The organism is Streptomyces durocortorensis (genome assembly GCF_031760065.1).
In the GTDB taxonomy this organism is placed as follows: Bacteria; Actinomycetota; Actinomycetes; order Streptomycetales; family Streptomycetaceae; genus Streptomyces.
Window position 1 is genome coordinate 7,041,706 of sequence record NZ_CP134500.1, and the last position, 25,002, is coordinate 7,066,707.

At 70.7% G+C, this 25,002-nt stretch carries 24 protein-coding genes; 15 read left to right on the top strand and 9 right to left on the bottom strand.

From position 1 onward, the window contains the following. Nucleotides 1-148 precede the first annotated feature (148 nt). The 9 genes from RI138_RS31110 to RI138_RS31150 form a co-directional block, all read right to left on the bottom strand. Nucleotides 149-1,093 (bottom strand): PfkB family carbohydrate kinase, encoded by a 945-nt coding sequence (locus RI138_RS31110; protein ID WP_311122593.1) that lies wholly within the window; start codon nucleotides 1,091-1,093, stop codon nucleotides 149-151. Beyond that, nucleotides 1,090-2,079, bottom strand: coding sequence for a zinc-dependent alcohol dehydrogenase family protein (locus RI138_RS31115; protein WP_311122594.1), 990 nt, complete (start codon nucleotides 2,077-2,079; stop codon nucleotides 1,090-1,092). The genes RI138_RS31110 and RI138_RS31115 overlap by 4 nt, the downstream gene beginning before the upstream one ends. Next, nucleotides 2,076-2,948 (bottom strand): carbohydrate ABC transporter permease, encoded by an 873-nt coding sequence (locus RI138_RS31120; RefSeq protein WP_311122595.1) that lies wholly within the window; start codon nucleotides 2,946-2,948, stop codon nucleotides 2,076-2,078. The genes RI138_RS31115 and RI138_RS31120 overlap by 4 nt, the downstream gene beginning before the upstream one ends. Then, nucleotides 2,945-3,907, bottom strand: a complete 963-nt coding sequence (locus tag RI138_RS31125; RefSeq protein WP_311122596.1) for a carbohydrate ABC transporter permease — start codon at nucleotides 3,905-3,907, stop codon at nucleotides 2,945-2,947. The genes RI138_RS31120 and RI138_RS31125 overlap by 4 nt, the downstream gene beginning before the upstream one ends. After that, entirely contained in the window at nucleotides 3,904-5,268 is a 1,365-nt protein-coding gene (locus tag RI138_RS31130) for an ABC transporter substrate-binding protein (RefSeq protein ID WP_311122597.1), read from the bottom strand. The genes RI138_RS31125 and RI138_RS31130 overlap by 4 nt, the downstream gene beginning before the upstream one ends. Before the next feature lie 141 nt (nucleotides 5,269-5,409). Further along, nucleotides 5,410-6,171, bottom strand: a complete 762-nt coding sequence (locus tag RI138_RS31135; RefSeq protein WP_311123067.1) for a DeoR/GlpR family DNA-binding transcription regulator — start codon at nucleotides 6,169-6,171, stop codon at nucleotides 5,410-5,412. A 240-nt stretch (nucleotides 6,172-6,411) separates the two neighbouring features. Beyond that, nucleotides 6,412-7,569 (bottom strand): MAB_1171c family putative transporter, encoded by a 1,158-nt coding sequence (locus RI138_RS31140; protein ID WP_311122598.1) that lies wholly within the window; start codon nucleotides 7,567-7,569, stop codon nucleotides 6,412-6,414. A gap of 8 nt (nucleotides 7,570-7,577) precedes the next feature. Continuing rightward, nucleotides 7,578-8,102 carry a hypothetical protein gene (locus tag RI138_RS31145; protein WP_311122599.1) on the bottom strand — a complete coding sequence of 175 codons (525 nt, stop codon included), beginning with the start codon at nucleotides 8,100-8,102 and terminating at the stop codon, nucleotides 7,578-7,580. 11 nt (nucleotides 8,103-8,113) lie between these two features. Further along, on the bottom strand, nucleotides 8,114-8,584 hold the full coding sequence (locus tag RI138_RS31150; RefSeq protein WP_311122600.1) for a hypothetical protein: 471 nt from the start codon (nucleotides 8,582-8,584) through the stop codon (nucleotides 8,114-8,116). A 183-nt stretch (nucleotides 8,585-8,767) separates the two neighbouring features. On the opposite strand from RI138_RS31150, the gene RI138_RS31155 reads away from it, so the two are divergent. The 15 genes from RI138_RS31155 (at nucleotide 8,768) to RI138_RS31225 (ending at nucleotide 24,982) form a co-directional block, all read left to right on the top strand. Further along, a complete protein-coding gene (locus tag RI138_RS31155) occupies nucleotides 8,768-9,886 on the top strand; it encodes a ParB/RepB/Spo0J family partition protein (protein WP_311122601.1) in 1,119 nt (372 codons plus the stop codon). A gap of 698 nt (nucleotides 9,887-10,584) precedes the next feature. Then, nucleotides 10,585-11,763 carry a helix-turn-helix transcriptional regulator gene (locus RI138_RS31160; protein WP_311122602.1) on the top strand — a complete coding sequence of 393 codons (1,179 nt, stop codon included), beginning with the start codon at nucleotides 10,585-10,587 and terminating at the stop codon, nucleotides 11,761-11,763. Between the two features lie 290 nt (nucleotides 11,764-12,053). After that, nucleotides 12,054-12,479: a MarR family winged helix-turn-helix transcriptional regulator gene (locus tag RI138_RS31165; RefSeq protein ID WP_311122603.1), complete on the top strand. Its 426-nt coding sequence runs from the start codon at nucleotides 12,054-12,056 to the stop codon at nucleotides 12,477-12,479. Between the two features lie 25 nt (nucleotides 12,480-12,504). After that, nucleotides 12,505-13,989 (top strand): FAD-dependent monooxygenase, encoded by a 1,485-nt coding sequence (locus RI138_RS31170; RefSeq protein ID WP_311122604.1) that lies wholly within the window; start codon nucleotides 12,505-12,507, stop codon nucleotides 13,987-13,989. Further along, on the top strand, nucleotides 13,989-14,312 hold the full coding sequence (locus tag RI138_RS31175) for a TcmI family type II polyketide cyclase (protein ID WP_096624220.1): 324 nt from the start codon (nucleotides 13,989-13,991) through the stop codon (nucleotides 14,310-14,312). The genes RI138_RS31170 and RI138_RS31175 overlap by 1 nt, the downstream gene beginning before the upstream one ends. After that, nucleotides 14,312-15,592, top strand: coding sequence for a beta-ketoacyl-[acyl-carrier-protein] synthase family protein (locus tag RI138_RS31180; RefSeq protein ID WP_311122605.1), 1,281 nt, complete (start codon nucleotides 14,312-14,314; stop codon nucleotides 15,590-15,592). The genes RI138_RS31175 and RI138_RS31180 overlap by 1 nt, the downstream gene beginning before the upstream one ends. After that, on the top strand, nucleotides 15,589-16,842 hold the full coding sequence (locus RI138_RS31185; protein WP_311122606.1) for a ketosynthase chain-length factor: 1,254 nt from the start codon (nucleotides 15,589-15,591) through the stop codon (nucleotides 16,840-16,842). The genes RI138_RS31180 and RI138_RS31185 overlap by 4 nt, the downstream gene beginning before the upstream one ends. Further along, nucleotides 16,839-17,108 (top strand): acyl carrier protein, encoded by a 270-nt coding sequence (locus RI138_RS31190; RefSeq protein ID WP_096624038.1) that lies wholly within the window; start codon nucleotides 16,839-16,841, stop codon nucleotides 17,106-17,108. Before RI138_RS31185 ends, RI138_RS31190 begins: the two co-directional genes overlap by 4 nt. A 12-nt stretch (nucleotides 17,109-17,120) precedes the next feature. After that, complete coding sequence (gene fabG / locus RI138_RS31195) at nucleotides 17,121-17,906, top strand: 3-oxoacyl-ACP reductase FabG (protein ID WP_311122607.1); 786 nt, start codon at nucleotides 17,121-17,123, stop codon at nucleotides 17,904-17,906. Between the two features lie 62 nt (nucleotides 17,907-17,968). After that, on the top strand, nucleotides 17,969-18,916 hold the full coding sequence (locus tag RI138_RS31200; protein WP_311122608.1) for an aromatase/cyclase: 948 nt from the start codon (nucleotides 17,969-17,971) through the stop codon (nucleotides 18,914-18,916). Between the two features lie 3 nt (nucleotides 18,917-18,919). Continuing rightward, nucleotides 18,920-20,950 (top strand): SDR family oxidoreductase, encoded by a 2,031-nt coding sequence (locus RI138_RS31205; protein ID WP_311122609.1) that lies wholly within the window; start codon nucleotides 18,920-18,922, stop codon nucleotides 20,948-20,950. 33 nt (nucleotides 20,951-20,983) lie between these two features. Further along, nucleotides 20,984-22,555: an acyl-CoA carboxylase subunit beta gene (locus RI138_RS31210; protein WP_311122610.1), complete on the top strand. Its 1,572-nt coding sequence runs from the start codon at nucleotides 20,984-20,986 to the stop codon at nucleotides 22,553-22,555. Next, nucleotides 22,552-22,773, top strand: coding sequence for an acyl-CoA carboxylase subunit epsilon (locus tag RI138_RS31215; RefSeq protein WP_311122611.1), 222 nt, complete (start codon nucleotides 22,552-22,554; stop codon nucleotides 22,771-22,773). Before RI138_RS31210 ends, RI138_RS31215 begins: the two co-directional genes overlap by 4 nt. Nucleotides 22,774-22,802: 29 nt before the next feature. Continuing rightward, nucleotides 22,803-23,786: an LLM class flavin-dependent oxidoreductase gene (locus RI138_RS31220; RefSeq protein ID WP_311122612.1), complete on the top strand. Its 984-nt coding sequence runs from the start codon at nucleotides 22,803-22,805 to the stop codon at nucleotides 23,784-23,786. Further along, entirely contained in the window at nucleotides 23,783-24,982 is a 1,200-nt protein-coding gene (locus RI138_RS31225; protein WP_311122613.1) for an MFS transporter, read from the top strand. Before RI138_RS31220 ends, RI138_RS31225 begins: the two co-directional genes overlap by 4 nt. Nucleotides 24,983-25,002 lie beyond the last annotated feature (20 nt).

A 25,002-nucleotide genomic window follows, 5' to 3' on the forward strand; every position in this document is an offset into this window, starting at 1 on the left:
TCCGCTCGCCGAACGCCGTAGCGGTCCGCCGGGCACACCGCGGCCCCACCCCGCGGGGGAGCCGGGTGGGGCCGCGGTGGTTTCCGTGGACCGGGGGAGGGCCTTCGGGAACTCGGGTCCCGGTGTTGATGCCCGGTGTGCGGGTCCCTCACACCGCAAGCGGGGCCGTGGGTTCCGTGCCCGCCCGGGCGCAGACCGACGCGGCGGTTCCGGCCGCGTACTCCAGCATCGCCCGCGTTTCCTCGGCGGACAGGTCGGTCCGCCACCCCGCCTCCGCCCCGAGCCAGGACAGCATCCCCGCCATGAACGCGTCGCCCGCGCCGATCGTGTTGACCACCCGCACCGGCAGGGCCGGGACGGAGACCGCCGGTGCGCCGTGGGCGTACGCGACGGCCCCGCGCGGGCCCCGGGTCAGCACGACCAGCCGCTCCTGTGCGGCCAGCCTGCGGCAGCTGGCCTCCGGCTCCGCGTCCGGCCACAGGCGTACCAGGTCCTCGTCGCTCGCCTTGACGACGCGGGCGAGGCCGCACAGCTCGCGCAGCCGCCCGAGGCTCCGTACGGGGTCGAGGGTGCGGTCCTCGCGGACATTCGGGTCCACCGCCAGCAGCCCGTCGCGGGCGGCCGCCCGCGCGGTGGCGGCGACGGCCCGGGCCGCGGGCTCCACGACCGCGGCGAGCCCGCCCACGTACACCGCGCCGAAGCGGGACGCCTCCGTGCTGCGGTCCGGCAGCTGGAAGGTCGCCGTGTCCCGCAGGTGGAAGCGGTAGCTGTTCCCACCGCGGCCCGGGTCCGCGACCGCGAGCGCAGTGGGCAGCGCCGGGCGGGCGCTCAGCGAGAGATCCACGCCCGCCCCGCCCAGCCACGCCTCGATGGTGCCCGCGAAGGCGTCGTCCCCGATCCCGCCCACGAAGGACGGCCGCCCGCCGAGCCGGGCGAGGCCCACCGCGACATTGGCGGGCGCGCCACCCGGCTGGGCTGCCCGGAACCCGGGATCTCCGTCCACCGGGACCAGATCCACCAGCGCCTCACCGACCACGAGCACGGAGCCGGAGCCGGGGACCGGCGCGGAGGCGGGGGTCTGGGGGCCCGTCACGGCTCCACCACGGTCTTGCGGCCGATGCCCGCCCCGAATCGCTCGACCGCCTGCGGATACCGCTCCAGCGGCAGCCGGTCGCTGATGAACACCGACGCGTCCAGCACCCCGCTCGCGAACAGCGCGGCGGCCCGCTCGAAACTGTGCAGGACCGCCATCGAACCGGTGATGGTGATCTCCTGGTTGTAGATCCGGTACGGCTCGATCACCGCCGTCGTCGCGTAGTCGGCGACCCCGAACTGGAGGAACGTACCGCCCTTGGCGACCCGCCCGAGACCGTCCTGGATGGCCCCCGCGTTGCCCGTGGCGTCGATCACCACGTCCCAGCCGCGCGGGCGGTCCAGCTCCTCGGCGCGGGCGGCCGAAGCGCTGCACCCCAGGAGCGCCGCCGTGGCCAGCCGCTGGGCGTTGACGTCCAGCACGTCCACCGACGCCGCGCCGGTGCGCTTGGCCAGCTCCAGCATCATCAGGCCCATGGTGCCCGAGCCGTAGATCAGCACCTCCGCACCCAGGTTGCCCCGGAGCACGTCATAACCCCGCACCGCGCACGACAGCGGCTCGATCAGCGCCGCGTCCCGCACGTCGACATGCTCGGGCAGCCGTACGCAGTTGGCGACGGGCGCCACCGCGAACTCGGCCGCGCCGCCCGGCACGGTGACACCGATCGCCGCCCAGTCGTCGCAGAGATTCCCCCGCCCCGAACGGCAGTACCGGCACTCGTGGCAGTGCAGCGAGGGGTCCACGGCCACCCGGTCGCCGACGGACAGCTCCGTGACGTCAGCGCCGAGGCCGACGACCTCCCCGGCGAACTCATGACCGGGCACGATCGGCAGGGTCGGGGCGAACTCGCCCTGGAGAATGTGCAGATCGGTGCCGCACAGTCCGCACGACGCCACCTTGACGACCACGTCGCGGGGGCCCGGCGCGGGGTCCGGGACGGTGGTCACGGAGACCTTGCCGGGGGCTTCGACGATGGCTGCCCTCATTTGACTGCTCCCAGGGAGAGGCCCTGGACGAGTTTGTCCTGGGCGGCGTAACCGGCGACCAGCACCGGCAGGGACACGACCACCGACGCCGCGCACAGCTGGGCGAGGAAGAGGCCCTGGCTGGTGACGAAGGTGGTCAGATGGACGGGTGCGGTCCCGGCGACGACACCGGTCAGCACCCGCGCGAACAACAGCTCGTTCCAGCTGAAGATGAAACAGATCAGGGCGGTCGCCGCGATGCCCGGCCCGGCGACCGGGGCGACGACCCGGCGCAGCACCGTGGGCAGCCGGGCCCCGTCGACCTGCGCGGCCTCGATGATGGAGACGGGCACGTCCGCGAGGAAGGACTGCATCATCCACACCGCGATAGGCAGGTTCATCGAGGTGTAGAGCAGAACGAGCAGCCAGATGTTGTCCAGCAGCCCGGTGTTCTTCGCGAACAGATACACCGGCAGCAGCCCGGCGACCACCGGCAGCATCTTCGTGGACAGGAAGAAGAACATCACGTCAGTCCACTTGCGCACCCGCCGGATGGACAGTGCGTACGCGGCGGGCAGAGCGAGAAGCAGCACCAGCACGGTCGAGAAGAACGAGGCCGCCAGCGAGTTGACCAGCGGGGGCCACGGCGTCGGACCGCCTCCACCGCCGAAGAACGTCCGGTAGCCGTCGAGCGTCAGCGCGGCCGCCAGGGAAGGCGGGTTGGTCGCCGCGTCGGCCTCCGCGTGGAAGGACGTCAGCACCATCCACAGGGCGGGCAGACAGAAGCCGACGCCCACCGCCCAGGCGGCCGCACCGAGCGCCGCGGAGCGCCGACGGGCCCTGCGGGAAAGGGTGTTGGCGGAACGGGGAATCGCGGTCGAGGCGCTCATGCGCGGCTCGCCTCCTCACGGAAGAGCGACGAGACCACCCGGAGCGCGAAGGTGGCGATGATGATCGTGCCGACCACCACGACCACACCCGCCGCGGACGCCAGCCCGTACTCATGGGCCCGGTAGAAGGTCTCGTAGACGGTGTACGGCAGGTTCGCGGTGCCCAGACCGCCGGAGGTGATCGTGAACACCGCGTCGAAGTTCTGCACGATGTACACCGACCCCAGCAGGATGCCCAGTTCGAGGTAGCGGCGCAGATGCGGCAGGGTCAGATACCGGAAGGTCTGCCAGGGCCCGGCCCCGTCCAGCCGCGCGGCCTCCATGATCTCGGCGGGCCGGCTCTGGAGTCCGGCGAGCAGGATCAGCATCATGAACGGCGTCCACTGCCACACGAGTGCCGCCTCGATCGCGATCAGCGGCATCTGGGACGTCCACTCCGGCTGCGCGACGCTCTCGATGCCGAACAGGTCGCCGAACCAGGTGAGCGCCCCGTTGAACAGCCCGTATTCGGGGTTGTAGAGCGCGTGTTTCCACAGCAGAGCGGCGGAGACCGGCACCAGCAGGAACGGGGTGATCAGCAGCGTACGGACGAACCCCCGGCCGAAGAAGGTGCGGTCCAGCAGCAGGGCGAACGCCAACCCCAGAATGACGCTGACGAGCACCACGGACGCGGTGAGGACGACGGTCGTCACCACGGACTCGCGCAGGGCCTCGTCGGTGAAGACGGAAGCGTAGTTGGACAACCCGGTGAAGTGGCGCTTCTCCGGCTTGAGGGAGTTCCAGTCGAACAGGGATATCACCAGCGTGGCCACGAAGGGCAGTTGGGTGACGGCGATGAGGAAGACGAGGGCGGGCAGCAGCGGGGCACGGGTGGCCCAGGCGCGCCTGCGGCCGCTGCCGCCGGGCTTCCTCGCCGGGGCGGGAGGCGCGGGTGTCTCTCTGGTGGCGGTGACGGTCATCGGTACTCCTCGGCGACCTTCTCAGCCAGCTTCTGGGAGGCGGCGAGCGCGGCGTCCACCGACTGGCGGCCCGCGATGGCGGCACTGATCTCCTGCGCCACCTTGGTGCCCAGATCAGTGAACTCCGGTACGCCGACGAACTGGATGCCCGCCGTGGGACGGGGCTGGGTCCCGGGGTTCCACGGGTCGGCCTCGGAGATGGCCCGCTCGGTGACATCGGCGAACGCGCCCGCCTCGGCCCGGTAGTCGGGGTGGGCGTAGGTGGAAGCCCGTTTGCCCGCAGGTACGTTGGACCAGCCGCTGGTGGAACCGACCAGCTCCTCGTACTCCTTGCTCGACGCCCAGGACACGAACTTCCAGGCGTCGTCGGACTTCTTGGACGCCTTCTGCAGGCCCCACGCCCACGTATAGAGCCACCCGGAGCTCTCGGTCCGATCTACGGGGGCGGGGACGTAACCGATCTTCCCCTTCACCGGGGAGCCCTTGGCCTCCAGCGAACCGGCGCCCGCCGTGGCGTCGTACCACATGGCGGTCTTGCCCTGGGTCATGTTGTTGAGGCACTCGGCATACCCGGACTGCGGGGCGCCGAGCTCGCCGTGCTTGCGTACCAGGTCGACATAGAACTTCGTCGCCTTCCTGAACTCCGGTGCGGTGAGCCGTGGTTCCCAGTCCTTCGTGAACCAGGTGCCGCCCATCGTGTTGACCACCGTGGTGAGCGGGGCGATCACCTCGCCCCAGCCGGGCAGTCCGCGCAGACAGATGCCCTTCATCCCGCGCTCCGCACCGTCCGTCCGCGCGGCGAGGTCTGCCACCTGCTGCCAGGTGGGCTTCGGGGGCATGGTGAGCCCCTGCTTCTCGAAGACGTCCCTGCGGTACATCAGGAAGGACGACTCACCGTAGAACGGCTGCGCGTAGAGCTTGCCGTCCTCGGCGGTCAGCGATTCCCGCAGCGGTTCCAGGATGTCCTCCTGGTCGAAGGCGGCGTCGGCGTCCGCGTAGTCGTCCAGGGGGTGCAGCCAGCCGTTCTTCGCGAAGAACGGCAGCTCGAAGTTGCTGATGGTGGCGATGTCGTACTGACCGGCCTGGTTGGAGAAGTCCTGACTGATCTTGTCCCGTACGTCGTTCTCGGGCAGGACCGTGAAGTGGACCTTGATTCCGGTCCTCCTCGTGAAGTGCTTCGCCGTGAGCTTCTGCAACTCGACCATCTGCGGGTTGTTCACCATCAGGACGTTCAGCGCGTCTCCGCCCCCGAAGGAGGTCCCGCCCGCCCCGGCACAGCCGGTGGCGAGCAGGGCGAGGGCGGCCGTCGCGGCGCAGGCCCGACCGCGCAGAGGTGGTCGACGGCGGCGTGGGTGGGGCATGGGGGACTCCTGATCAGTCGTAGCGGCTCGGTGATCGGGTCAGTTGCGGGCATGGCGGACCAGGCCCCGGCGGACAGGGGGGCGAGCAGTGCGAAACGGGCAGGGGCGCGGAGACGGGGGCGGCGTGCGCAGCCGTACGGGTCAGACGCGGATGACCTGGGGGCCGAGGAGGGAGTAGCGCTGCGCCTCGGCCGAGGGGAGTCCCGCGTCGGTGACGATCGCTTCAAAGTCTCCGACACCGGCGAACCGGCAGAAGCTCACCGCCCCGAACTTGCTGTGGATCCCGGCGAAGACCCGCCGCCGGGAACTGCGCAGGGCCTGCGCCTTGACCTCGGCGACGGCGGGGTCCGGGGTGGTCAGGCCGTACTCGCGGGAGATGCCGTTCGCCCCGAGGAACGCCAGGTCGATGACGAAGTCCGCGAGCATCCGGCTGGCCCAGTGATCGACCGTCGCCATGGTCGAACCGCGTACCCGGCCGCCCAGCAGGAGCACCGCCGTCCTCTCCGCCCCGGCCAGCGCGGTCGCGACGGTCAGCGAAGCGGTGACCACGGTCAGCGGCCGGTCCTTCGGCAGTGCCTCGGCGACGAGCTGCGGGGTGAAGCCCTCGTCGACGAAGACCGTCTCGGCGTCGCCGAGCAGATCCGCGGCGGCCGCCGCGATCCGTGACTTCTGCGGAACATTACGGGTGGTGCGGACAGCGAGCGTGGTCTCGAAGCCCGCCGACTCCACGGGATAGGCGCCCCCGTGGGTACGGCGGACGAGGCCGTGCTCCTCCAGCACGTGCAGATCCCGGCGGACGGTCTCCTTGGCCACCTTGAACAGGTCCGCGAGGGCGTTCACTCCGACCGACCCGTCCCGTCGCGCCGTGTCCAGAATTCCCCGACGGCGTTCTTCGGTGTCCACGGCGCACTTCCCTGATCGCTGCTGGGCCCGGTCGGGCGGAGCCCGCTGTCCGTTCGGGCTCATGTGTCGTTTCTACAAGCACTTCCCCTGCTTCGACCAGCCGCTCCACCGAATCCCCTGGGCCCGTTCGTGTCCGTTTCCCCGGGTACGCCGGTGCTGGTCACGCCCACGGCGACCGCAGGTCCGGCAGCCCGGCGTGCCCGCTTCCCGCCGACCGGCGCCCGAATCCTGACCGAAGGCTCAGCGGCAGGGCACGGGCGCTCCACGCCCGAGCGTGGTGAGCGCCGCGAACGAGGTGGAAACGGCGATGAGCTCGTGGGCCTCGGCGTCCATGTCGTTGCCCGACGGGGAGGCGACGCGCACGGCCGGATGCGTCGTGTCCGGGTCCTCGACGAGCGGTTTCCGGGCCAGCGCCGCACGGATGTGCAGGGCGAGCTGATCGGGCCCGCAGCGGGCGAGGTCGGTGCCGGGCGCCACGCGGACAAGGTGGGGACTCAACCGCACCAGCCCGTCCCGGCATTCGATGAGGCGGCGGTAGAAGCGTGCGTGGGTGTGGCGCAGCCGCAGCCGGCCCCACCGGGACGTGGGCGGCTCCCGGTTGAGGACGACGTCCGGGTACGCCGTGACTAGCGCTGTCCACAGGGGAGTGAGCTGGTGGTGCATCCGCCGGTGGCGCGCGACCGATCGCAGGTGGGTCACCAGCTGCACTCCGGCGGAGAGGGTGATGCCGATGAGCACGGCCCCCAGGGCCACATCGGTGAGGGCTCGGTTGACCGTGTCGAGCACCGGGTGCGCGCCGGGTGAGACGGCCCGCACGATCACCCAGAGAACCCGCACGGCCGAGGTGACCGCCAAGCCGAAGAGCCCGATCGACATGGTCCGCAGGCTGGGGGCCAGGGAACGGGACGCCAGGCGCGTGTAGCGCAGCGCCCAGCGGCCCGAGGTGAGGTGCGCGTAGAAGAAGTAGGCGTTGCCGATGAGGTAGAAGGAGGCGATGGCCGGCTCGGCCATGTGCGGGGTGGAGAGCGTATGGCCGCGCAGGGCGGGCGGGGTGGCGAGCATGGTGACGACCAGAGCCCCCAGGACCGCGGCCAGCAGGCCGGTGTGCAGACGGACGTGGCGTCGGTGAAGGGAGGGGGCGTCACTGGTCGAGGCGGTGAAGAAGAGTACGAGAACGCCCAGGCCGCACATGTAGACCCAGTTGAAGGCGATCTTGCCGACACCGACGGCCGTCAACTCGTCCACCTGGCCGCTGACTTCCTCGAATCCCAGGAGGTCGCCCACCGTGAGCAGGAACAGCGAGGCGACGAGCAGGCGCAGGACTCGGTCGTGCGGGGCGCGGACGAGATCGATGGTTTTCCACGCGAAGCCGATGACCAGCATGACGGTCACCGGCACATGGAGGATCACCTCCACCCCCAGCGCGAACCCAGCGCGGAACGCAGCGGATCGAGGGACGGGTCCTCGCAGCCGCGCGCCGTGGTGTGGTCGATGACGACGGCCCACTCCTGGATGATGGTCGCGACCAGCTCCGCCTCGCGTTCGTAGTCCTCGGAGTAGGAGGTGCGGTGGAGCCTCCGGGTGATCAGACCGCGGGGGTGATCGGTGCCGCTCATCCCCAGAACCTCCTCCTCCGCGCGTGCGTCGGCCTCGTGATCGGCGAGGATGTGGCCGACCTCATGGAGGATGATGTGGTCCTGGTGTACCCGGGTCGTCTCCTTCTGGTAAAAAATGTGCTCCTCGTCCGTGCGGGATATCCACACGCCGAAGGGGCCGGGAGCGGGCAGCTCCCAGGGGATCAGCCGGATGGGCTTTCCGCGGTGCAGGCCGAGCCGGTGGCACAGTTCGTCCACGCGGAGCGGTGGCCGGATGTCGAGTTGGCGCAACAGGCGTTTGCAGTAGCGGCGGAGCTCGCGCTCGCGTATGGCCACGAGGTTCTTCCTCAGTGCTGGGCGCCGGGGTCGGCGGGGGCGTCCTGATCGAAGGTCTCGATCATCTTGAGCAGCTGTTCCCGCATCGTAGGCGTCATCGCGCCAGCCCTCATGGCGATCATCCGGACCTGCCGGCTGGCCAACTGCTCGCGGAGCAGGTCGTCTTCGGGGTCCCTGCCCGCCACCAGCGACTGGATCGTGATCGGAGCGGCCCCCGGCTCGCGGTGGTCGTCGAAGAACTTCACCAGGCCGTCGAGGACGCCCAGCGTCGGGTTCGTGTGCGAGCCGTTGCGCAGCATCGCGAGGTAGCTCCTCGACAACGTCGCTGGGTGGGACGGATCGGCGGTCACCGCCTTGGCCACCTCGGCCGTCGAATACTCCCGTTGACGCCCATGGGCGTCGCGCCATCGCACCATGGCGAACAACGCGTTCAACCGCTCGGCCAACGACTGGCCGCGACACTGGTCCCTACCTGCTGACAAGGTTCACGCTCCCCGGTCGGATCGCCCGACGTTCCTGCTCGTCCTGCTCGTCCCGCTGTCTGTGCGTTGTACGGAGAGTAGCCAACACCGCTGGCTGAGTGGAGACTTGGGTGATAATATCTTGGACACTTCGCTTACTTCATTGACATCCGCCCGGGCAGGAGCGCGCTAAGAGGAGCATCGATGTCCGATGGGTTGGCCGACGCCGTCGAGGACAGTGAGTACGGGCGCGGCACGGAGCTGGTATCCGTCGACGCCCTGCGTGTCTCGGATCGTCCACGTGTCGCGGCGGAGGACACTCGGCACACCCGGGCCCTCGCCGATTCGGACGTCCCGCTGCCGCCCATCGTCGTCCACCGGCCCACGATGCGTGTCGTGGACGGCTTCCACCGTCTGCGGGCCACGGTGCTGCGGGGAGAAGAGCGTATCCGTGTCAGCTTCGTCGAGGGCACCCTCGACGAGGCATTCGTCCTGGCGGTAAGGATCAACACACGGCAGGGGATGCCTCTTTCGCACGCCGACCGGACGGCGGCAGCCGCCCGTCTCGTCGAGAGCCACCCCCAGTGGTCCGACCGCCGCATCGCCGAGATCGCCTGCCTGTCGCCCACCACCGTGGCCGCGCTGCGGAGCCGTTCAACCGGCCGTCGTGGGCAGTTGAACGCACGGGCGGGCCGCGACGGACGGGTCCGCCCGCTCGACGCCGACGCCGCGCGGGGGCGTCGGCGCGCGGAGCTATTCATCCGAGCCAGGCCCGACGCGTCCCTGCGCGAGGTGGCGGCCGTGGCCGGCGTCGCGGTCGCCACGGCCAGAGACGTACGGGCCAGGCTGCGGGCCGGTGAGAGTCCGCTGCCCCCGAAGCTGCGGGCCGCCGAACAGGAGGGCGTCCCCGATGACGGTGCGGCGGCCCCGGCGTCCGCTCGTGATGCGGAGGGGGCGCCCGCTCGCGGTACGGAGGAGGCGCTCGCTCGCGGTACGGAGGAGCGGTCGCCGACCGCCGACGGTCCGCCGCCGACGGGGGACGGCAGATGTGTGGTGCAGATGCCGCAGCGCTTCGCGCACCCGGCCGTCCCCAATCTGCGCAAGGACCCCTCGCTGCGCTTCACCGAGGCCGGTCGCACGCTGCTGAGGCTGTGGAGTGCGCACTCGATGGACGCCCAACGATGGCGGTGGCTGGCCGGAGGTGTGCCCGTCCACCGGCTGGGCGATGCCGTCTGGGCCGCACAGCAGTGCGCCGACCAGTGGCGTCGCTTCGCCAGAGACCTCGAAATCCGAGCGGCGGAAGGCCGTGACCGGACCGGCTGACACCCGAAATTAATGTCGCCCGTGCATAGGGGGCGTCGTAAACATGCGGTGGATGAGACGGACTTCACGGCGAGCGGTCTTGAAGAGTGCCGAAGTGACTCGTGTACGTTGAAGTAATTGTCGGCGTGCTGCTTCCCGGCTTTGTGGTGGTAACGAAGCCCGGTGTGCGTCGCGGGATTACTGAAGGGATGCTGGGATGCCTCATTGCATGGCGTGCACAGTTCCGGTAGTTCCTCGGGTCTGCGAGGCTGGGTACACGCGAGGCGGTCCGTCCTCGCGATGTTTGCCGGTTTCCGGCGGCCGGTGAGCCGCGCACCAGAAGAAGGGCGCCGGCCGGGCCCGCTGTCGTGCCCGCCGGTCCTGTACTTTGCCCGAAGTGCTTCCCTTCCGCGGTGGGCATCGGGAATTCTCGATGCTGTTGCCCGCGCCCGTGTGCCGACACCTTGGTACGTATCGCCAGTTATGGGGGAAAGATGAATGCGACGGAGTGCGAAAACAATCGGACAGCGGATGTTTTCGCCGGGCGGCACGCGTGGCGCACAGATCCGGTTGCGCCAGGGTGGCGCAACGCAGCCGTTCACACGGCATGGGAGGGAAGGGGACAGGAGAGCGCCCCTGCCTTAGCCAGGCCGTCGGCGCCGTCCCGGTCCGCGGTCACCTACACGCCGGGGATCGTGCTCCGTGGTGAGGTCGATGGTATGCGGCCCGAATTGCGCGCCGCCGTGCAGAGCATCGGACTGGCCAATCTCGGGGTGGGCCGTGCGGTGGTCACCGAACAGACCGAGTGGGTGCTGGAATCGGACGCGGCCAGGTCCGAGGCGCACTGCGCCTGGCTGGCGATCCTGGCGCTGCACTACACCGGTGACCTCGTCTCGGCGGACGCGCAGTGCGAGCGGCTCGCCCGTGATCCCGTGTGGGCCGGGTCGGACCGGCACCAGGAACTGCTGACGCTCCTGAGGGCCCGCAGCAGTCTGATGTCGGGCGATGTGGCGCGGGCCGCGGAGCTGCTGAAGGCGCTTCTCGCCCGCCGCGCGCCGACGTTGCCCCTCTGCCTCACGGTCGCCTGGCTGATCGAGGCGCTGGTCCACCTGGGCGAGTTCGACCAGGCGCACCAAGTGCTCCTCGAACACGGGCTGGTCGGCCGGCTCGGCTCCCACCTGCCCGACCGGGTGCACGTGCTGGCGGCCAGGGGCGCCCTGCACATGGCCGCCGGTCAGTTCCGGCACGCCATCGACGACTACACCGCCTGCGGCCGGATTCTGGCCACGCTCAACGTGGTCAACTCCGCTGTCGTTCCCTGGCGGTCCAGGGCGGCCCTCGGGGCGCTGGCCGTACAGCGGTACGACCTGGCACTCGCGCTGGCCGAGGACGAGCTGATCGCGGCCCGGAAGTGGGGATCGGCCAGGGGTGTGGGCACGGCGCTGCACGCGGTGGCCATGGCGCGCCGGGACGGGACGTCCCCGGCCCTGCTGGAGGAGGCCGTCCAGCTGCTCGAACTCGGGCACGCCAGGTCCGAGCTGATGCAGGCGCTCTACGACCTCGGGATGATGCAGGCCGAACGCAAGGACGTGGTGGGCGGGCGCAGCCGGCTGGAGGAGGTCGACGAGGTGGCCCACGCGTGCGGCAACGCCTTCTGGGCGCGGCGCGTGAAGCCGGCTCTGGCCCGCCTGAACGACCCCGACGGCAGTCGTGTGCTCACCCGGCAGGAGAACAAGATCGCCCAGCTGGCCCGGGCCGGATACAGCAACCGGAGGATAGCGGAGACGCTCTTCCTGGCGGTTCGGACGGTTGAATTCCACTTGTCCAGTGTGTACCGGAAGCTGGATATCTCAGGCCGACAGGAGCTGGTCACCGCCCTGGGGGTCGTGGCCCCTTAGGGAACACTGCGTCGCGGCGCCGCCCATCTCTCCGAGATGGGCGGCATTTTCGTGTTCTGTTCGGCGGATTTTCCCCGGTTGAAATAAAGGCGTGCTGCTGCGAGGGGGAATCTGCGGGTGGGCCGCAGAGACCCTGCGGGTGCCCCGTAATGGAACCTGCGGGTGCCCCGCAGGTTCCCCTCGGTTCCCTTGTGTGCCAGTCGGTTCGGATGACAGGCTCGAAATCAATTCAGCGAGATTCACTCACCGGGCTGCGGCCGCAACCGACGCACACCGAGGCAGGAATTCGCATGCTTCAGCAGAACACGACCAAGCGCATCGGATATTGGCTGCTGCACTTGCATCAGCTCTTCGACGAAGCCACTCGGCGGGCACTGTCGGAACAGGACCTGAATCGGCGTCAGTGGCAGGTGCTGCACGCGATCAGTATCCAGGTGAATACCGTCGCCGGAATCGATGAGGCGTTCTCCCCCTTCCTGGCGGTGGACCGGGCGGGGACGTACGGCCCCATCGTGAAGGAGTTCGAGGCCCGTGGCTGGGTGACAACGGACGGCACGGCCATTTCCCTCACCGAGGACGGGGAGGCGGCGCATACACGGGCCGAGGCCGCGGTGAACGCGCATGCGGCCCAATCGCTCGCGGGGATATCCGAGGCCGAGTTCCTCGCCGCCAACGACGTACTGGCGCGCATCGCCCACAACCTTGAGACCGAATAGCGCCGGTTCTCCTCGGGAGGTACGTATGGATGCTTCAGTCATTGTCGTGGGAGCCGGGCCCGCGGGGCTCGCGCTGGCCGGGGAACTGCGTCTCGCCGGTGTCGACGTCATCGTGCTGGACCGGCTGGCCGCACCGTCCGGAGAGTCGCGCGGCATCGGGTTCACCATCCGGACCATGGAAGTCTTCGACCAGCGGGGACTTCTCTCCCGCTTAGGGGAGATCGAGACCAGCGAGGCCGGGCACTTCGGCGGCCTGCCCCTCGATCTGGGGGCGCTGGGCGCCGCCCACGCATCCGCGAGGACCGTTCCCCAGTCCGTGACCGAGGGAGTCCTGGAGCGCTGGGCCCGCGACCTGGGCGCCGACATCAGGCGCGGACACGAGGTCACAGGCCATGTCGAGGACGGCGACGGGGTGACCGTCACCGTCTCGGGCGACGGGGCCAATCTGCGCGCCCGCTACCTGGTCGGCTGTGACGGAGGGCGCAGCGGCGTTCGCCGGGCCGCCGGCTTCGACTTCCCCGGAACTCCCGCCACCACCGAACTCTTCCTCGCCGACATCAAAGGCGCGGATCTGTCGCCCCGCATGGTGATCGACCGGACCGACGACGGCCTGGTCATGGTCGCGCAACTGCCGGGCGGCATCCACCGCGTCATCGTGGGCGAGCGAGGCACGACGCCCCCCGAGCGGCGCACCGCACCGCCCGCCTTCAGCGAGGTCGCCGATGTCTGGAAGCGCCTGACGGGCGGTGACATCTCCGGGGCGGAGCCAGTCTGGGTCAGCGCGTTCACCGACGCCGCCCGGCAGGTCACCGCGTACCGGCGCGGCCGGGTGCTGCTGGCCGGGGACGCCGCGCACGTCCATCTGCCCGCCGGTGGGCAGGGGATGAACACCAGCATCCAGGACTCGGTGAACCTCGGCTGGAAGCTCGCGGCGGTGGTGCGCGGCACCGCCCCCGACACGCTCCTCGACTCCTACCACGACGAACGTCACGAGGTCGGCCGCAGGCTCCTCGCGAACACCCGGGCCCAGAGCTCCCTCATCCTCGGCGGCGCCGACGCCGGGCCGGTTCGCGAGATCCTCGGCGAACTCCTCACCCTGCCCGAGGTGGAACGCCATCTGGCGGCCCGGGTCAGCGGCCTGGACATCCGCTACGACGTGGGCGGCGGCGCGCACCCCCTGCTCGGGGCCCGCATGCCGCGGCTCCGGCTCGCTCACGAGGGCAAGGAGACCAGCAGCGGCGAACTCCTGCGGACGGGGCGCGGGGTGCTGCTGGACCTGGCGGACAACGCCACGCTGCGCGGCCGTGCCCGGGAATGGACCGACCGGATCGACGTGGTGACAGCCGTCCCGCACGACCCCACGGCCGACCATCTGCCGGCCGGCACCACCGCACTCCTGCTGCGTCCCGACGGCCATGTGGCCTGGGCCGCTCCGGGCTCCCACTCCGACCTGCCGATGGCGCTGGCCCGCTGGTTCGGGCCGGCCCGACGAACACGAGAAGGGGAATGATGCACAGCACGCTGATCGTGGCCAGGATGGCATCCGGCTCGGCCGAGGAAGTCGCCGAACTCTTCGGAGCCTTCGACCGTACGGATGTTCCCGGCCGCATGGGCACCCGCCGCCGCCGGCTCTTCGAGTTCCGCGGCCTCTACTTCCACCTCCAGGACTTCGACGAGGACAACGGCGAGGACCTGATCGAGGAGGCCAAGACCGACCCCCGCTTCGTCCGCATCAGCCAGGACCTGAAGCCGCACATCCAGGCGTACGACCCCGCCACCTGGCGGTCGCCCAAGGACGCCATGGCCCGACGCTTCTACGACTGGAGGGCCTGATGAGCGGGGTGTACGGACGCCGGGTCGTGATCACCGGGATCGGAGTCACCGCCCCCGGCGGAAAGAGCCCCAAGGAGTTCTGGAAGCTTCTCACCGACGGACGTACGGCCACCCGCCGTATCTCCTTCTTCGACCCCTCGCCGTTCCGCTCGCAGATCGCCGCCGAGGTCGACTTCGACGCCGAACTCTCCGGACTCGGCCCGCAGGAGATCCGCAGGATGGACCGGGCCGCCCAGTTCGCGGTGGTCACCGCCCGCGACGCGGTCGCCGACAGCGGACTGGAGTTCGCCGCCCTCGTCCCGCAGCGGACCGGGGTGACGATCGGCAGCGCGGTCGGCGCGACCACCGGCCTGGACCAGGAGTACCGCACGGTCAGCGACGGCGGCCGACTGGAACTGGTGGACCACGCCTACGCGGTCCCGCATCTGTACAACCACATGGTCCCCAGCTCCTTCGCGACCGAGGTCGCGTGGGCGGTGGGCGCGGAGGGGCCGAGCACGGTGGTGTCCACCGGCTGCACCTCCGGTCTGGACGCGGTGGGGTACGCCGCGGACGTCATCAGGGAAGGCTCGGCCGATGTGATGATCGCGGGCGCGACCGACGCGCCCATCTCGCCGATCACCGTGGCCTGCTTCGACGCGATCAAGGCCACCACGCCCCGCAACGACGACCCCGAGCACGCCTCACGGCCCTTCGACGCCAGCCGCAACGGCTTCGTCATGGGTGAGGGATCGGCCGTGTTCGTCCTGGAGGAACTGGACAGCGCCCGTGCCCGCGGGGCGCGGATCTACGCCGAGGTCGCCGGATTCGCGACACGCTCGAACGCGTTCCACATGACCGGACTCCGCCCCGACGGCGCCGAGATGGCCGAGGCCATCAGGGTCGCCCTGGACGAGGCCCGGCTCAACCCCGAGGACATCGACTACATCAACGCCCACGGTTCCGGGACCAAGCAGAACGACCGGCACGAGACGGCGGCGTTCAAGCGCAGCCTGGGGGAGCACGCGCACCGGACCCCGGTCAGCTCCATCAAGTCGATGGTCGGCCACTCGCTCGGCGCCATCGGCTCGATCGAGATCGCGGCGTCCGTCCTCGCCATGACCCACGACGTGGTGCCACCGACGGCGAATCTCCACAACCCCGACCCGGAGTGCGACCTGGACTACGTGCCGCTGACCGCACGCGACTGGAAGACCGACAGCGTGCTCTCCGTGGGCAGCGGCTTCGGCGGATTCCAGAGCGCGATGGTGCTGGCCAAGCCCGAGCGGGGCGCCCGATGAGCGCGCGTGCACTGGTCACCGGGCTCGGGATCGTCGCGCCGACCGGACTCGGCATCGAGGACTACTGGTCGGCCACCCTCGCGGGCCGCAGCGCGATCGGACGGGTGACGCACTTCGACCCCACGCCCTACCCGTCCCGGCTGGCGGGCCAGGTCAGCGGGTTCGACGCCGCGGAGCACCTGCCCAGCCGGCTCCTGCCGCAGACCGACCGGATGACCCGGCTCGCCCTGGTCGGCGCCGACTGGGCGTTCGAGGACGCCGGTGTGGTCCCCGCCGATCTGCCCACGTACGACATCGGAGTGATCACCGCGAGCCACTCCGGGGGCTTCGAGTTCGGCCAGAACGAGCTGCGGGCGCTGTGGAGCAAGGGCGGCCAGTACGTCAGCGCGTACCAGTCCTTCGCCTGGTTCTACGCGGTCAACAGCGGGCAGATCTCCATCCGCAGCGGCCTCCGCGGCCCCAGCAGCGTCGTGGTCAGTGACCAGGCGGGAGGGCTCGACGCGGTCGCCCAGGCCCGCCGGCAGATCCGCAAGGGGACCAGCATGGTCATCTCGGGCGCGGTCGACGCGTCGATCTGCCCCTGGGGGTGGGTCGCCCAGATGGCCGGAGGCCGCCTCAGCACCTCCGACGACCCGGAGCGGGCCTACCTCCCCTTCGACGACCGGGCCGCCGGGCACGTACCGGGTGAGGGCGGCGCGCTGCTGGTCGTCGAGGACGCCGGACACGCGAAGCGGCGTGCGGCGCCCCGGGTGTACGGCGAGATCGCCGGGCACGCGTCGACGGTGGACCCCAGGCCCGGCAGCGACCGTGCGCCCACCCTGCAGAACGCCATCCAACTCGCCCTGGCCGACGCGGACATGGTCGCCGACGACATCGGCGTCGTGTTCGCCGACGCCGCGGGCCTGCCGGACCTGGACCGGGCCGAGGCCGAGGCGATCACCAAGGTCTTCGGGCCCCGCGGGGTGCCGGTGACCGCGCCCAAGACCACGACAGGACGGCTGTACTCCGGCGCCGCCCCTCTGGACCTCGCCGCCGCGTTCCTCTCGATGCGCGACCAGGTCGTGCCGCCGACGGCCGCCTCCACCCCGGCCAGGTCCTACGAGATCGACCTCGTGACCGGCGCCCCCCGTCCCGCCGAACTGCGCAGCGCGCTCGTGCTCGCCCGCGGTCACGGCGGCTTCAACTCGGCGATGGTCGTGCGCGGAGCCGACCACGCCGCTCTGCGACCCGTAGGGAAGGACATCCCATGACCACCAGTGAATTCACCCTCCAGGCACTCAGGACCACGCTCCTGGAAGGCGCCGGAACCGACGAGAACGTGGATCTGAACGGCGACATCGCCGACACCACCTTCGAGGACCTCGGCTACGAGTCGCTGGCGATGCTGGAGACCGTCGGCCGCATCGAGCGCGAGTACGGCATCGACCTGGACGAGGAGGAGGTCGCCCTGGCGAACACCCCCCGCGCACTCATCCGCCTCGTCAACGACCGGCTGTCCGCCGCCCAGTCCGCCTGATCGGAGACCCTGATGACCGACAACACGGCCAAAGTCGCGCTGGTCACCGGCGCCACCAGCGGAATCGGCCTGGCTTCCGCCCGGCTCCTCGCCGAGCAGGGACACCGGGTGTTCCTCTGCGCCAGGGACGCGAGCGCGGTCGCCGAGACCGTCAAAGCCCTGCAGAACGAGAACCTCGACGTGGACGGCGCGGCCGCCGACGTCCGCTCCAAGGACGACATCGAGGCCGTCGTACGGGCGGCGGTGGCCCGGTTCGGGCCGATCGACGTCCTGGTCAACAACGCGGGCCGCAGCGGGGGAGGGGTCACCGCGGACATCGCCGACGACCTGTGGGACGACGTCATCGCCACCAACCTCACCAGTGTGTTCCAGGTGACCCGGGAAGTCCTCAACACCGGTGGCATGCGCGAGAAGAAGCGCGGCCGCATCATCAGCATCGCCTCCACGGCGGGCAAGCAGGGCGTGGTGCTCGGCGCCCCGTACTCCGCCTCGAAGCACGGGGTGGTCGGATTCACCAAGGCGCTGGGCAACGAGCTGGCGCCGACCGGGATCACCGTCAACGCGGTGTGCCCCGGCTACGTCGAGACGCCGATGGCGCAGCGTGTGCGGCAGGGGTACGCGGCCGCCTACGAGACGTCCGAGGACGCGATCCTGGAGAAGTTCCGGGCGAAGATCCCCCTGGGCCGGTACTCCACCCCGCAGGAGGTCGCCGGACTCGTCGGCTACCTCGCCTCCGACCCGGCGGCCTCCATCACCGCGCAGGCGCTGAACGTCTGCGGAGGTCTGGGCAACTTCTGACGGCCCGCCACACCCCGTGGCGACTTCCCTGCCCACCGGGCACGTCGAGTGAGGAGACAGCTGTGTCCGTACAAGCCGGCCGCGAGGTCGAGCACGAGATCACCGTCCTGGCCGCCGCCGAGGACGTCTACCGACTGCTTGCCGAGGTGGAGAACTGGCCGAGGCTCTTCCCGCCGTCGGTGTACGTCGACGTCCTGGAGCGTGAGGGAAACCTGGAGCGGATACGTATCTGGGCCACCGCGAACGGCGAGGCCAAGAACTGGACCTCGATCCGGGACCTCGATCCGGACGGGCTGCGCATCACGTTCCGGCAGGAGATCTCCGCCCCGCCCGTGGCGTCGATGAGCGGCACCTGGATCGTGGAGCCGCTGGGGGAGGAGGAATCCCGGCTCCGGCTGCTACACGAGTACCGCGCGATCGACGACGACCCCGAAGGCCTCGCCTGGATCGACGAGGCCGTCGACCGCAACAGCCGCGCCGAACTCCCCTCGGTCAAGGCCGGACTCGAAGAAGCCACCCGGACCGACGAGCTGACGCTGTCCTTCGTGGACAGCGTCACGGTCGAAGGCTCCGCGAAGGACCTCTTCGACTTCGTCAACGAGGCCGACCGCTGGACCGAGCGGCTGCCGCACGTCAACGACGTCAAGCTCACCGAGGAGACCCCCGGCCTCCAAGTCCTGCGGATGGAGACCCTCACCAAGGACGGCTCGGCACACACGACCGAGTCGGTACGGGTCTGCTTCCCGCACCACCGCATCGCCTACAAGCAGACCACGCTGCCCGCCCTGATGAACCTCCACACCGGGTACTGGCTCTTCGAGGAGGCCCCCGACGGCACCACCACCGCGAGCTCGCAGCACACGGTGGTCCTCAACGCCGCGAACATCACCAAGATCCTCGGAGCGGACGCGGGCGTCCCCGAAGCCAGGGAGTTCATCCGCAACGCCCTCGGCAACAACAGCCGCGCCACGCTGGAGCACGCCAGGAAGTACGCGGAAGCGCGGCGCTGACCGATGCCCGTGCAAACACCCCGGAGCACGGTGGACACCGACGTGGTCGTGGTCGGCGCCGGGCCGGTCGGGCTGCTCCTCGCCGGAGACCTGCGCGCCCATGGGGTGCGGGTCACCGTGGTGGAGCAGCTGACCACGCCGATGACCGAATCACGCGCGTCCACCCTGCACGCCCGCACGATGGAGACGCTCGCCGAACGCGGCGTCCTCGACCGGCTCGGCCCGCTCCCGGACGGCGGCCCGGGGCACTTCGGCGGCATCCGGCTCGACTTGGCCGAGGCCGAGCCGGGCCATCCGTACGCGGGACAGTGGAAGTGTCCCCAGACCAGGATGGAGGCGGTGCTCCAGGAGCGGGCCGTCGAGCTGGGGGCGCGGATACTGCGAGGGCGACAGCTCGTCGCCCTGGCGGACCGCGGCGACCGCGTGCTGGTCGCGACCGCCGCGACGGAACCGGCCGGCGGCCCGGCCGAGGAGCTGACCGGGTCGTATGTCGTCGGCTGCGACGGCTGGCGGTCCGCCGTACGGGACCTGGCGGGCTTCACGTTCCCCGGCCGGCCGGCGGGCCGCGAGATGCTGCGGGCCGACGTCGCCGGAATCCGTGTCCCCGACCGGCGGTTCGAGCGCCTGCCCGACGGACTGGCCACCGCCCACCGCTGGCCGGACGGCAGCACCCGGGTCATGGTGCACGTCTTCGGCACGGAGCCCCGGCGCCACGCCGGGGAGCCGGAGTTCGACGAGATCGTGCGGGCCTGGGCGCACGTCACCGGTGAGGACATCGGCCACGGGACCCCCCGGTGGCTGAACGCCTTCGACGACACCCGACGCCAGGCCGCCCGCTACCGCCGGGGCCGGGTCCTGCTCGCCGGAGACGCCGCCCACGTACAGATGCCGGTCGGCGGGCAGGCCCTCAACCTCGGCCTCCAGGACGCCGCTGCGCTCGGCGCACGGCTCGCCGAGCAGCTCAGGGCCCCGACGGGCGGCGGCCCCGGGGCCGACGGGGACGCCCTGGACGCGTACCACCGTGAGCGCCACCCCGTGGGGGCCGCCACGCTCACCAACATCCAGGCGCAGTCGACGCTGCTGCTCGGCGGGCACGAGGTGGAGCCGCTGCGCGAGCTCTTCGCCGAGCTCATGCGCCTCGGGCCGGTACGCCGACGGCTCGCCCGCATGATCAGCGGCCTCGGCGCGCCGCCTACCGCCCGCGCGGGGGCCGACGGGCTCCCCGCTTTTCCTTCCCGGACGACTTCACAGGACAGGACTCCCACGATGGCCAAGCTCACGAACAAGACCGCGCTGGTGACCGGCTCCAGCCGGGGAATCGGCCGCGCCACCGCCCAGCGGCTGGCCGCCGAGGGCGCACTCGTCGCGGTGCACTACGCGTCCAACGACGACGCGGCGCGCGAAACCGTCGAACTGATCGAGAAGGACGGGGGACGGGCCTTCACGGTCCGGGCCGAACTCGGTGTCCCCGGAGACGTGCACGAACTCTTCCTCGGCCTGGAGCGCGGCCTCAAGGAGCGCACCGGCGCCACGACCCTCGACATCGTGGTCAACAACGCGGCGGTGACCACCCCCGCCGGGGTGCTGCCGGAGGATGTCACGCCCGAGGAGTTCGAGCGTCTCTTCGCGGTGAACGCCAAGGCCCCGTTCTTCATCGTGCAGCGCGCTCTCGCCCTGCTCCGCGATGGCGGCCGCATCATCAACATCTCCTCCGGCCTCACCCGCTGCGCCAACCCGGACCAGGTCGCGTACTCCATGACCAAGGGCGCGGTCGAGCAGATCACCCTGCACTTCGCGCGCCACCTGGCGCCGCGCGGCATCACCGTCAACAGCGTGGCGCCCGGCATCACCAACAACGGCGGCCCGGTCTTCGACATCCCCGAGGCCGTGGAGCAGATGGCCCAGCTGTCGGCGTTCAAACGTGTCGGCGAGGCCGTGGACGTCGCGGACGTGGTGACCTTCCTCGCCACCCACGAGGCCCGGTGGATCACCGGAGCCTTCATCGACGCAAGCGGTGGCACCCTGCTGGGCTGACCGCCGCGGCATCCGAGACGAGCAGGAGGACCGGTGACGACCGTACAAGCAACGCCGAGCATCGCTGAACACCTCGGTGAACTCATCGAGTTGAAGAAGGCCGCCCGGGTCGGACCCGATCCCGCGGCAACGGAGCGCCAGCACGCCAAGGGCAAGCTCACCGCGTACGAACGCATCGATCTCCTGCTGGATCCGGGCAGCTTCACCGAGGTCGAGCCACTGCGGCGGCACCGGGCCACGGGATTCGGTCTTGAGGCCAAACGGCCGCACTCCGACGGTGTGGTCACCGGCTGGGGAACCGTCGAGGGACGCACCGTATTCGTGTACGCGCACGACTTCCGGATCTTCGGGGGCGCGCTGGGAGAGGCGCACGCACAGAAGATCCAGAAGATCATGGACATGGCCATCGCTTCGGGCGGTCCGCTGGTGTCCCTGAACGACGGCGCGGGCGCCCGTATCCAGGAAGGCGTCTCGGCACTGGCCGGATACGGCGGCATCTTCCAGCGCAACACCCGGGCATCCGGGGTCATCCCGCAGATCAGCGTGATGCTCGGCCCCTGCGCGGGGGGAGCCGCCTACTCCCCGGCGCTGACCGACTTCGTCTTCGCGGTCCGCGGGATAGCGCAGATGTTCATCACCGGCCCCGACGTGGTCCGCACGGTCACCGGGGAGGAGGTCTCACAGGACGGGCTGGGCGGGGCCGACGTGCACGGCTCCACGTCGGGCGTCGCGCACTTCGTCCACGACGACGAGGAGACCTGCCTGGCCGAGGTGCGCTGGCTCCTGTCGCTGCTGCCCGCCAACAACCGTGAACTGCCGCCCGCCGTCGTCACCGGCGATCCGGCGGACCGCAGGGTGGACCGCCTCCTCGAACTGGTCCCGGCCGACGGCAACCGCTCCTACGACATCCGCGACGTCATCGCCGAACTCGTCGACGACGAGGAGTACATGGAGGTCCACGCCCAGTGGGGTACCAATCTGGTCTGCGCACTGGCCCGGCTCGACGGCCGGGTCGTCGGCGTGGTCGGGAGCCAGCCCGCCGCCCTGGCCGGTGTCCTGGACATCACCGCGAGCGAGAAGGGCGCCAGATTCGTCCAGTTCTGCGACGCCTTCAACATCCCCCTCCTGACGCTCGTGGACGTGCCGGGCTTCCTGCCCGGCGTGGACCAGGAGCACGGTGGCATCATCCGGCGCGGCGCCAAGCTGCTGTACGCCTACTGCAACGCCACCGTGCCGCGGATCTCCGTGGTGCTCCGCAAGGCGTACGGCGGTGCGTACATCGTGATGGACTCGCGCTCCATCGGCACGGACCTCGCCCTGGCCTGGCCCACCAACGAGATCGCGGTGATGGGTGCGGAAGCAGCCGCGGACGTGGTCTTCCGGCGCGAGATCGCCGCCTCCGACGACCCGGCGACCACCCGCGAGCAGAAGATCAAGGAATACCGGCGGGAGCTCGTACACCCCTACTACGCGGCCGAACGCGGCCTGGTCGACGATGTGATCGACCCGGGCGACACGCGGGCCGTCCTCATCCGATCCTTCGCGATGCTCCAGCGCAAGGACGCCGACCTGCCGCGCCGCAAGCACGGCAACCCGCCCCAGTGAGCGCCGATCCCGGCCGGGAGGAGCCGCTGCTCCTGCGGATCGAGAAGGGCTCGCCCGACGCGGCGGAGCTCGCCGCCGTCACCACCGCCCTGTTCACCCGCCTCACCGCCCCACCACCGGAGTCCGGCCACCCCGGGCGTACCGCCGCCTCGTGGCGCCGCCCCGAACGGTCGTCCGGCTTCGAGGGCCCCAGAAGCTGGCAGGACACCCTCAGTTGAGCACGCCGATCATGAACGGAGAACAGAGCATGGACATGGGACTCCTCTTCGACCTGCGCAACCCGGACGCCTGGCACCGGCCGTGGGCCGACCACTACGCGCACGCGCTGGAGCTCTGTGAGGAAGCGGACCGGCGAGGCGTCGGCGGTCTCTGGTTCACCGAGCACCACCTCTTCGAGGACGGCTATCTGCCGCAGCCGCTGGTGTTCGCCGCGGCCGCCGCCGCCCGTACCCGCGACTGCCGCATCGGAACCGCGGTCGTGCTCCCCAACCTGCGCAGGCCCGCACAACTCGCCGAGGACGCCGCGGTCGTCGACCTGATCAGCGGCGGCCGGCTGGAGCTTGGCGTCGGGGCCGGATACCGGGTGCCCGAATACCAGCTGTTCGACGCCGAGTTCGAGGGCCGCATCGGGCGGGTCGAGAAGAACATCGCCGAGGTCCGGCGCCTGTGGGCCGAGGGCGGCATCACCCCCGGGCCGATCCAGCGCCCGGTACCCGTGTGGGGCGGCTTCTACGGGCCGCGCGGCGCACGGATCGCGGGCCGCCTCGGCATCGGTCTGCTCCATATCAACCACGCCATGTACGAGCACTACCGTACGGGCCTGGAGGAGGGCGGCCACGACCCGTCCATAGCCCGGGTCTCCGACCTGCTGCCGGTGATCCTGGCCGACGACCCCGAGGCCGCCTGGCCCCGGATCGCCCCGCACCTGGTCCATCAGATGAACTCCTACCGCACCGGGTCCGTGGAAGGCACCGATCACCCCGCTCCGCCGCTGCTGAAGGCGGAGGACTTCCCCGAGAAGCGCGCCGACGACGGGTCCTGGTCGACCCTGGAGGTCCTCACCCCCGAAGAAGCAGCGGTACGCATCCACGAGCGCACCGAGGGACTCCCGGTCAAGCACCTCATCTTCTGGGCGAGCATCGCGGGGATGCCCGACGACCTGGTGACCCGGCACATCGAACTGGTCAGTGAACGACTGCCGAAGCTGCTCGCCGAGGTGCGGGGCCGGTGAGCGGTAGGACCGCCACCGAGGCGGCCGCGGGACGGGCGGGCATACGGCAGCACCGGCCGCTGCTCGTCGTCCTGTCGGGGAACATGCTCCTCGATGCGGTCGAGGTCTCCGTGGTCCTGGTGGCCCTGCCGACGATCGCCGCCGACCTGGGACTGACCCTGTGGTCGGTGCAGTGGCTGATGAGCGGCTTCGCCCTCGGCTTCGCCGCGATGCTGCTCCTGGGGCCCGTGCTCTCGGGCCGGTGGGGGCTGCGCCGCGTCTACCTCGCCGCGATGCTGGTCTTCGCGCTCGCCTCCCTCGTCGGCGGTCTCGGCGACAGTACGGAGCTGCTGATCGCCTCACGTGTCGTCAAGGGGGCGTGCGCGGCGCTGACCGCTCCGGCCGGGCTCGCGCTCATCGGCAGGACCTTCCCGGGTGGACCGGCGCAGCGCCGGGCGGTGTCGGTCTACTCGTTGTTCGGTGCGGCCGGGTTCACCGCGGGTCTGCTGCTCTCCGGGGCTCTGGTCGCCGCCGACTGGCGCTGGACGTTCCTGCTCCCGGCCCCGGTGGCCCTGGTGCTCCTGGTGTGGGGGCTGAAGGTGATCCCCGGCTCCGCCCGGCAGGCCTCACGCCGACCGGTCGCGGCGGTCCTGCGGAACGGGCCTTTGGTTAGGGCGACCCTGGGCGCCTCCGCCCTCAACGGCTCCTACATCGGACTGCTTCTGCTCGTGACGTTCCGGGCCGGGGACGGCTGGGGCTGGGAGCCCTGGCAGATCGCGCTGGCCCTGCTGCCCGCGAGCGTTCCACTGGCCCTTTCGGTGCCGTACGCGGGGCTTCTGGTCCACCGATTCGGCACGGCACGACTGATCGCCGCAGGCGCGCTGTGCGCCCTCGCCGGACAGCTCTACGCTCTGCTGAGCCCGGAGCCCCACACGTACGCGACCGGGCTGCTGCCCGCGCTGATCCTGGTGGAGGCCGCGTTCGTGCTCTCCTTCGCGGCCCTGAACCTCCAGGCGACGCAGAGCGTGGAACCCGCGCTGCGGTCCACGGCCGTGCCGGTCTACCAGACCGGGGTACAGATCGGCAGCGTCCTCATGCTGCCGCTGGTCGCCGGGCTCGCCACCGTCACCGACGGCTACCGGGCACCGCTGCTGGCGACGGCGCTGACCGCCGCCCTGGGGGTGGGGACGGCGGCCGGGGGGCTGCGCGGGAGGTGACCGGGTCCGGGGCGGTGGTC

What these genes read in the sequence shown, in the direction of transcription:
- RI138_RS31130 (WP_311122597.1), bottom strand. Translation starts at nt 5,268, where the DNA reads ATGCCCCACCCACGCCGCCGTCGACCACCTCTGCGCGGTCGGGCCTGC.
- RI138_RS31175 (WP_096624220.1), top strand. Translation starts at nt 13,989, where the DNA reads ATGCACAGCACGCTGATCGTGGCCAGGATGGCATCCGGCTCGGCCGAG.
- RI138_RS31180 (WP_311122605.1), top strand. Translation starts at nt 14,312, where the DNA reads ATGAGCGGGGTGTACGGACGCCGGGTCGTGATCACCGGGATCGGAGTC.
- RI138_RS31205 (WP_311122609.1), top strand. Translation starts at nt 18,920, where the DNA reads ATGCCCGTGCAAACACCCCGGAGCACGGTGGACACCGACGTGGTCGTG.
- RI138_RS31155 (WP_311122601.1), top strand. Translation starts at nt 8,768, where the DNA reads ATGTCCGATGGGTTGGCCGACGCCGTCGAGGACAGTGAGTACGGGCGC.
- RI138_RS31120 (WP_311122595.1), bottom strand. Translation starts at nt 2,948, where the DNA reads ATGAGCGCCTCGACCGCGATTCCCCGTTCCGCCAACACCCTTTCCCGC.
- RI138_RS31190 (WP_096624038.1), top strand. Translation starts at nt 16,839, where the DNA reads ATGACCACCAGTGAATTCACCCTCCAGGCACTCAGGACCACGCTCCTG.
- RI138_RS31125 (WP_311122596.1), bottom strand. Translation starts at nt 3,907, where the DNA reads ATGACCGTCACCGCCACCAGAGAGACACCCGCGCCTCCCGCCCCGGCG.
- RI138_RS31160 (WP_311122602.1), top strand. Translation starts at nt 10,585, where the DNA reads ATGCGGCCCGAATTGCGCGCCGCCGTGCAGAGCATCGGACTGGCCAAT.
- RI138_RS31165 (WP_311122603.1), top strand. Translation starts at nt 12,054, where the DNA reads ATGCTTCAGCAGAACACGACCAAGCGCATCGGATATTGGCTGCTGCAC.
- RI138_RS31185 (WP_311122606.1), top strand. Translation starts at nt 15,589, where the DNA reads ATGAGCGCGCGTGCACTGGTCACCGGGCTCGGGATCGTCGCGCCGACC.
- fabG (WP_311122607.1), top strand. Translation starts at nt 17,121, where the DNA reads ATGACCGACAACACGGCCAAAGTCGCGCTGGTCACCGGCGCCACCAGC.
- RI138_RS31220 (WP_311122612.1), top strand. Translation starts at nt 22,803, where the DNA reads ATGGACATGGGACTCCTCTTCGACCTGCGCAACCCGGACGCCTGGCAC.
- RI138_RS31115 (WP_311122594.1), bottom strand. Translation starts at nt 2,079, where the DNA reads ATGAGGGCAGCCATCGTCGAAGCCCCCGGCAAGGTCTCCGTGACCACC.
- RI138_RS31170 (WP_311122604.1), top strand. Translation starts at nt 12,505, where the DNA reads ATGGATGCTTCAGTCATTGTCGTGGGAGCCGGGCCCGCGGGGCTCGCG.